Below are 7,932 nucleotides of genomic sequence, written 5' to 3'. Positions count from 1 at the left end.
GGTCGACGCCGTACTGCTGCTACTTCTTCTTCTTGCTGCCGGTCCCGCCTGCGGGCTTCTCCGCCGCCGCGTCCTTGTCCGCCGCGGCGTCCTCGGCGCCCTCGGCGTCGTCCGCGCCGGAGGCACCCGCCGAGCCGTCGCCGTCCTCCTCCAGCAGCCTGGAGAGCTGGCTGCCCAGAATCCGCCGGAACTTCCGCTGCTGCGGCCGGCTGCGGTCCAGGACCGCGACCTCCAGCTGCTTCGACGTCAGCTCGCGCTCGCCGCCGTTGTTGTCCCGGGCGAGGGACTCCGCCGCCAGCTTCAGCCCCTCCGCCAGCGTCATGCCCTCGCGGTGCCGCTGATCGAGATAGGTGCTGATCTGATCGGAATTGCCGCCGACCGCGACCGAGCCATGCTCGTCGACGATCGAACCGTCATGCGGCAGCCGGAAGATCTGGTCGTCGGCGGGGGTCTCCCCCACCTCCGCGACGATCAGCTCCACCTCGTACGGCTTCTCCGCGCCGCTGGAGAAGATCGTGCCGAGGGTCTGCGCGTAGACGTTCGCGAGACCGCGGGCCGTGACGTCCTCCCGGTCGTACGTGTACCCGCGCAGGTCGGCGTAACGGACGCCGCCGATCCGCAGGTTCTCGAACTCGTTGTACTTGCCGACGGCGGCGAAGGCGATCCTGTCGTAGATCTCGCTGACCTTGTGCAGGGCCCGGGACGGGTTCTCGGCGACGAACAGGATGCCGTCGCTGTACTGCAGCACCACCACGCTGCGCCCGCGGGCGATGCCCTTGCGGGCATACTCCGCGCGGTCCGCCATGGCCTGCTGGGGTGAGACATAGAACGGTGTCGACACCGGCTTATCCGTCCCTCTCTGCTGGTTGGGAAATCTCGTGGGGCCGCACGACCGTCACAGCACGGACGCGCGCGGGCCGTCGGGCTGCTCCAGCCGACCGTCGACCACCGAGCGGGCGATCTCGGAGACCTCGGCCTCGGGCAGCCTGCGGAAGCCCTCGTCGGTGATGGACGTGACGATGGGGAAGATACGGCGGGCCAGGTCCGGCCCGCCGGTGGCGGAGTCGTCGTCCGCCGCGTCGTACAGCGCCTGGACGACGACGGTCGCGGCCTGCTCCTCCGTCAGCTCGTCGGTGAACAGCTTCTTCAGCGCCCCGCGGGCGAACACCGATCCGGAACCCACGGAGGCGAAACCCCGCTCCTCGGTCCGGCCGCCGGTCACGTCGTACGAGAAGATCCGGCCCTTCACCCGCGCCGGGTCCCAGCCCGCGAAGAGCGGCAGCACGGCCAGGCCCTGCATCGCCATGCCCAGGTTGGACCGGATCATGGTGGACAGCCGGTTGGCCTTGCCCTCCAGGGAGAGCTGCGCGCCCTCGACCTTCTCGAAGTGCTCCAGCTCCAGCTGGAACAGCCGCACCATCTCGACGGCGACACCCGCGGTGCCGGCGATGCCGATGGCCGAGAACTCGTCCGCGGGAAAGACCTTCTCGATGTCACGCTGAGCGATCATGTTCCCCATCGTGGCGCGCCGGTCCCCGGCGAGGACGACCCCGCCGGGGAAGGTGACCGCCACGATGGTGGTGCCGTGCGGCGCCTCGACCGCACCCTTCACGGGCGGCACCTCCCGATTGCCCGGCAGAGCCGCCGGAGCGTGTTCACCCAGGAAGTCCATGAACGAGGACGAACCCGGCGTCAGGAAGGCGGCTGGCAGACGCCCGGTACTCCGAGGGTTGGCTTCCACGCGAATCCTTCCGGGGTACGGCGGCCCGCCCCCCACGGGCCGAGCCGGTGACTTGCGCTGGGCACGGACCTTACCCGTGCCCGCATCCGGGCGTCCGCCCGGTTGCTCCCCGGACGGACGCCCGGAGCGGCTACTCGCCGCCCTTTTGCACGAACGAACGGACGAAGTCCTCGGCGTTCTCCTCCAGGACGTCGTCGATCTCGTCGAGGACGGAATCCACGTCCTCCGACAGCTTCTCCTGCCGTTCCTTCAGGTCCTCGGAGACCTCGGCGTCCTGCGCCTGCTCCTCGACCTCTTCCTGGGATCGCGTGGCCTTCTGCTGACCACCGCCGGTGTCCTTGGTCGCCATATCCCTCACCCCGCTCGGTGTCGCCCGATGGTCCTGACTGCGTCGCCTACAAGATCCGACCCTACAAGCTGGGGCCGACATCGGCCCGGTGCTCTCTCAACGCTCGGAGGCCACCCGGATGATTCCCCTCCGCGCCGCCTTTAGCCCGGTCCGTCCCGGATCAGCCGCCGGAGAGGACCCGGACCAGCTCCTCCGCCGTGCGGCAGCGGTCCAGTAGCTCCTTGACATGGTTGCGAGTACCCCGGAGGGGTTCCAGGGTGGGGACCCGCTGCAGGGAGTCGCGGCCGGGGAGGTCGAAGATGACCGAGTCCCAGGAGGCGGCGGCGACGTCGTCCGCGTACTGTTCGAGGCAGCGGCCGCGGAAGTACGCCCTGGTGTCCTCCGGCGGGTTCTTCACGGCCCGCAGGACCTCGTCCTCGGTCAGGAGCCGCTTGAGGCGGCCGCGGGCCGCCAGCCGGTTGTACAGGCCCTTCTCGGGGCGTACGTCCGCGTACTGCAGGTCGACCAGGGCGAGGCGCGCCGCGTCCCAGTCCAGGGCGTCGCGGCGGCGGTAGCCCTCCAGGAGTTCCTTCTTGGCCAGCCAGTCCAGCTCGCCGGACAGGCTCATGGGGTCGGCCTCCAGCCGGTTGAGGGTGTCCTCCCAGCGGGTGAGCACGTCCTTGGTCTGGTCGTCCGCGTCCGCGCCGAAGCGCTCCTCGACGTACTTGCGGGCCAGCTCGCAGTACTCCATCTGGAGCTGTACGGCGGTGAGCGTGCGCCCGCTGCGCAGCACGACCTGGTGGCGCAGCGTGGGGTCGTGGGAGACCTGGTGCAGGGTGCGCACGGGCTGTTCGACGGCCAGGTCGACGGCGATGAAGTCGTCCTCGATCATCGACAGCACCAGGGCGGTGGTGCCGAGCTTGAGGTAGGTGGAGATTTCCGAGAGGTTCGCGTCGCCGATGATGACGTGGAGCCTGCGGTATTTCTCGGCGTCGGCGTGGGGCTCGTCGCGGGTGTTGATGATGGGGCGTTTGAGTGTGGTTTCCAGGCCGACCTCGACTTCGAAGTAGTCGGCGCGCTGGCTGATCTGGAAGCCGTGTTCGTTGCCGTCCTGGCCGATGCCGACGCGGCCGGCGCCGGTGAAGACCTGGCGGGAGACGAAGAAGGGCGTGAGGTGGCGCACGATGTCCGAGAACGGGGTTTCCCGCTTCATCAGGTAGTTCTCGTGGCAGCCGTAGGACGCGCCCTTGTTGTCGGTGTTGTTCTTGTAGAGGTGGATGGGCTGGGCACCGGGCAGTTGGCCCGCGCGTTCCGCGGCTTCGGCCATGATGCGCTCGCCCGCCTTGTCCCAGAGGACGGCGTCGCGGGGGTTGGTGACCTCGGGGGCGCTGTACTCGGGGTGGGCGTGGTCGACGTAGAGCCGGGCGCCGTTGGTGAGGATGACGTTGGCGAGGCCGATGTCCTCGTCGGTCAGCTGGCTGGCATCGGCGGCCTCGCGGGCGAGGTCGAAGCCGCGGGCGTCCCGCAGCGGGTTCTCCTCCTCGAAGTCCCAGCGGGCGCGGCGCGCCCGGTGCATCGCCGCCGCGTAGGCGTTGACGACCTGGGACGAGGTGAGCATGGCATTGGCGTTCGGGTGGCCCGGGACGGAGATTCCGTACTCCGTCTCGATGCCCATTACCCGCCGTACGGTCATGCGGCCCTCCTTGCCCGGTACCGTCCGTGGCCCTGGACGGCACTCAAGTACCGCTGCGTCTGCGGCACGTGTGGTCCCTGCGGCGGCAATGCGCTGTGCCGCGCGCCGGTACGGAAGAGCCTAGAACGCCTTGGCGGCAGTGGGGAGATCATTACAGTCATTGCTCCGGTCGGTTTGCACCCGTGGAAATACGCGTCCGGCTGCGGGCGGCCGTGTGGTGCCCCCCGCAGCCGGATCGCCGCATTTACAGGTACTGACCGGTGTTGGCCACCGTGTCGATCGACCGGCCGGTGTCCGCGCCCTGCTTTCCGGTGACGAGGGTGCGGATGAACACGATCCGCTCGCCCTTCTTTCCGGAGATGCGGGCCCAGTCGTCGGGGTTGGTCGTGTTGGGCAGGTCCTCGTTCTCCTTGAACTCGTCGACGCAGGCGGCGAGGAGGTGGGAGACCCGCAGGCCCTTCTGGTCGTGGTCGAGGAACGCCTTGATGGCCATCTTCTTGGCGCGGTCCACGATGTTCTCGATCATGGCGCCGGAGTTGAAGTCCTTGAAGTAGAGGACTTCCTTGTCGCCGTTGGCGTACGTGACTTCGAGGAACCTGTTCTCCTCGGACTCGGCGTACATCTGCTCGACGACGGACTGGATCATCGCGTCCACGGTGGCCTCGGCGGAGCCGCCGTGCTCGGACATGTCCTCGGCGTGCAGCGGCAGGGTCCGGGTGAGGTACTTGGAGAAGATGTCCTTGGCGGCTTCGGCGTCGGGGCGCTCGATCTTGATCTTCACGTCGAGCCGGCCGGGGCGCAGGATCGCGGGGTCGATCATGTCCTCGCGGTTGGAGGCGCCGATGACGATGACGTTCTCCAGGCCCTCGACACCGTCGATCTCGGAGAGCAGCTGCGGGACGATGGTGTTCTCCACGTCCGAGCTGACACCGGAGCCGCGGGTGCGGAAGAGGGAGTCCATCTCGTCGAAGAAGACGATGACGGGCGTGCCCTCGCTGGCCTTCTCGCGGGCCCGCTGGAAGACCAGGCGGATGTGCCGCTCGGTCTCGCCGACGTACTTGTTGAGCAGCTCGGGGCCCTTGATGTTCAGGAAGTAGCTCTTGCCCGCGGGGCGGCCGGTGTGTTCGGCGACCTTCTTGGCGAGGGAGTTGGCGACCGCCTTGGCGATCAGCGTCTTGCCGCAGCCGGGCGGGCCGTAGAGGAGCACGCCCTTGGGGGGCCGCAGCTCGTGCTCCTTGAAGAGGTCGGGGTGGAGGTACGGCAGCTCGACGGCGTCCCTGATCAGCTCGATCTGGTTGCCCAGGCCGCCGATCTTGGTGTAGTCGATGTCGGGGACCTCTTCGAGGACCAGCTCCTCGACCTCGCTCTTGGGGATGACCTCGTAGACGTACCCGGAGCGGGGCTCCAGGAGCAGGGCGTCGCCGGCGCGGATGGTGGTGTGCAGGAGCGGCTCGGCGAGCCGCACCACCTTCTCCTCGTCGGTGTGCCCCATGACGAGGGCGCGCTCGCCGTCCTCCAGGATCTCCTTGAGGGTGACGATGTCGCCGGAGCGCTCGAACTCCATGGCCTCGACCACGTTCAGCGCCTCGTTGAGCATCAGCTCCTGCCCGCGGCGGAGGTCGTCGAGCTCCACGCTGGGGCTGACGTTCACCCGCAGTTTGCGGCCGCCGGTGAAGATGTCCGCCGTGCCGTCGTCGCCGGACTGCAGGAAGACTCCGAAGCCGGCGGGCGGCTGGGCCAGCCGGTCGACTTCTTCTTTCAGGGCGACGATCTGGTCGCGCGCCTCACGGAGAGTGTTGGCCAGGCGCTCGTTCTGCGCGGACACTCCGGCGAGGTTGGTCTGCAACTCGACGATGCGTTCTTCGAGGATCCTCGTGTGACGCGGCGAGTCGGCGAGCTTTCGTCGCAGGACGGCGATCTCCTGCTCAAGGTAGGCGACCTGACCGGCAGGGTCTTCGGACCCTCGACCCGGCCGGATGCCGCGGTTGGTGTCGTCGTCGTGGGCTGCCACGGTCCTCACCTCCTCCAAGGGGAGCTGGACGCTTCCTGACCCTACCTGGCCGCGTCCCACTTGAAACCCCTAGATCACAAAGACGGTCGGGGTGCATCCGATCTTCACCCGTGCGCCCGTCCTCACGCCAGGCAAATACCCATCCAGCAACATCGGAAAGCAGCCATTTGTTTCCGCTACAACGTTCAACACCCGCCAAGGGTGCCTGGAATTGCAGCGGAACGGCGACTCCTCCCCCGCCCGTTCCCGGGACCGGCGGGAAGTCGGTGCGGAGGGGGTGCGGCGGAACGGCTCAGACCTGGGTGCCGGGGACCGGCTCCGCGGTGAGGCGGAAGCGGCCGTCCTCCCACTTCCAGGTCACGTTGCGCTGCTTGTCCGGCTTGCTGCGGGGCTGGTCGGGCGAGGAGTAGCCGAGGAGAGTGGCCGAAATCTCGTTTTCGCGGACAGCGAATTCCCCGACGCTCATGCCCTCGGCGGGGTCGAGGAGGGTTTCGGTCACGCGCGGTGACACCCCGGGCTTCGTGGCGGAGACGACGTACATCCCGCTGGGCGGGGAGCCGGCGGCGGCCCGGCAGCGCACCACGGCCACGGTCTCGGCCCGGCCGTCGGCGTCGAAGTCGGCGGAGCCGTGCTTGAACACCTCCGGCTCGGTGCCGGCGCAGTCCACCGGGTAGTGGGCCGCGCCCGGGTTCGGCCCGGGGGCGGGTCTGCCGCCGTGGTCGCTCTTGCCGTCGTTGCCGGCGGCGACGGTCGGGGGCTGGATGAGCGCCGCGAGGGCGACGACGGCGGCCATGGCGGCCGCGGTGGCGATCCAGTGCACCGCGCGGGGGTGGGCGTGCGGGAGGTCGGCGCCGGGCAGAGGCTGCACGGGGGAGGCTCCTGTGAGGGCTGGGAGGGCCGTGGGGAGGCCAGCATGGTGTCACACGCCGGCCGCCCGCGGAACGGCCCCCGCCGCTTCTGTGCGGGTTCCGTGCCGGTTCAGCTGCCGGCCGCGGCCCGCTGGCCGCCGGGACCGGTGTAATCCTCCCCGTACGCCCCCTTCGCGGGCCGGCGGCGGCGCAGCGGCGGCTCGACGCCGTCGGCGAGCCTGCGGGCGGTGAGCAGGAAGCCGGTGTGGCCGATCATGCGGTGGTCGGGGCGTACCGCCAGGCCCTCGACGTGCCAGTTGCGCAGCATCGTCTCCCACGCCTGGGGCTCGTTGAAGTTGCCGTGCTCGCGGATGGACTCCACGGTGCGGGCGAGCTGGGTGGTGGTCGCGACGTAGGCGCAGACGATGCCGCCGGGCACGAGGGCCTTGGCGACCGCGTCCAGGCACTCCCACGGCGCGAGCATGTCCAGGATGACGCGGTCGACCTCGGTGTCGGAGAGGTTGTCCTGGAGGTCGCCGACGGTGAGCTGCCATGCGGGGTGGGGGCCGCCGAAGTAGCGCTCGACGTTCTGCCGGGCGACGTCGGCGAAGTCCGCGCGGCGCTCGTAGGAGTGGAGCATGCCGCCGTCACCGACGGCGCGCAGCAGGAAGCTGGTCAGCGACCCGGAGCCGACGCCCGCCTCGACCACGCGCGCGCCGGGGAAGACGTCGGCGAACGCCAGGATCTGGCCGGCGTCCTTCGGGTAGACGACGGCCGCTCCGCGCGGCATGGACAGGACGTAGTCGGGGAGCAGGGGGCGCAGCGCGAGGTACGGGACATTGCCCGTGGTGCGCACGACGGTTCCCTCGGGGGCGTCGATCAGCTCGTCGTGCGGGAAGGAACCCTTGTGGGTGTGGAATGCCTTCCCGGCTTCGAGCGTGAACGTGTAGTGGCGGCCCTTGGGGTCGGTGAGCTGTACCTGGTCCCCGACCTGGAAGGGCCCGCGGCGGCGGGCGGCACCGGTCGGCTCGGACATGCCGCTCACCCTACCGGCCTGCGGAGGTCAGACCTGCGGCCGGGCCATGGCGGCGACGAAGGCGCGCTCGACGTCGGCGGTGGCGAGCACCCCGTAGATGTGGCCGGTCTCCTCCAGCACCAGGTACTCGCTGTGGGGGCTCTCGCGCAGGCGCTCCAGCAGTTGTTCGCCGGTCAGCTCGGCGGAGAGCTTCATCTCGTCCGTGAGGTCCTGGGAGAGCGAGCTGACGGCCACCCAGGGGCGCCGGTGGGCGGGGGTCTGGGCGATGGCCGCGC

The 7,932-nt window shown here is 69.6% G+C and carries 7 protein-coding genes and 1 pseudogene; all 8 read right to left on the bottom strand.

Features of this window, described 5'->3' with window-relative positions; all coding sequences use genetic code 11:
• Positions 1–19: 19 nt before the first annotated feature.
• Positions 20–841, bottom strand: coding sequence for a proteasome subunit alpha (prcA, locus tag H5J30_RS11170; protein ID WP_181787275.1), 822 nt, complete (start codon positions 839–841; stop codon positions 20–22).
• A 54-nt stretch (positions 842–895) separates the two neighbouring features.
• On the bottom strand, positions 896–1,741 hold the full coding sequence (prcB, locus tag H5J30_RS11165) for a proteasome subunit beta (protein WP_181787274.1): 846 nt from the start codon (positions 1,739–1,741) through the stop codon (positions 896–898).
• A 130-nt stretch (positions 1,742–1,871) separates the two neighbouring features.
• Positions 1,872–2,090 (bottom strand): ubiquitin-like protein Pup, encoded by a 219-nt coding sequence (locus tag H5J30_RS11160; RefSeq protein ID WP_018836875.1) that lies wholly within the window; start codon positions 2,088–2,090, stop codon positions 1,872–1,874.
• Between the two features lie 160 nt (positions 2,091–2,250).
• Positions 2,251–3,762 (bottom strand): depupylase/deamidase Dop, encoded by a 1,512-nt coding sequence (gene dop, locus H5J30_RS11155; RefSeq protein ID WP_258563249.1) that lies wholly within the window; start codon positions 3,760–3,762, stop codon positions 2,251–2,253.
• A gap of 244 nt (positions 3,763–4,006) precedes the next feature.
• Positions 4,007–5,773 carry a proteasome ATPase gene (arc, locus tag H5J30_RS11150; protein ID WP_181787273.1) on the bottom strand — a complete coding sequence of 589 codons (1,767 nt, stop codon included), beginning with the start codon at positions 5,771–5,773 and terminating at the stop codon, positions 4,007–4,009.
• Between the two features lie 292 nt (positions 5,774–6,065).
• Positions 6,066–6,641, bottom strand: coding sequence for a hypothetical protein (locus tag H5J30_RS11145; protein WP_181787272.1), 576 nt, complete (start codon positions 6,639–6,641; stop codon positions 6,066–6,068).
• A 110-nt stretch (positions 6,642–6,751) separates the two neighbouring features.
• A complete protein-coding gene (locus H5J30_RS11140) occupies positions 6,752–7,657 on the bottom strand; it encodes a tRNA (adenine-N1)-methyltransferase (protein ID WP_181787271.1) in 906 nt (301 codons plus the stop codon).
• Positions 7,658–7,684: 27 nt separating this feature from the next.
• Positions 7,685–7,932 (bottom strand): annotated as a pseudogene (locus H5J30_RS11135) (site-2 protease family protein); the annotation flags it as partial.

This window comes from Streptomyces phytophilus, assembly GCF_013870535.1.
GTDB classification, from domain to species: Bacteria; Actinomycetota; Actinomycetes; order Streptomycetales; family Streptomycetaceae; genus Streptomyces; species Streptomyces phytophilus.
This window is presented reverse-complemented; position numbering and strand designations above follow the sequence as displayed.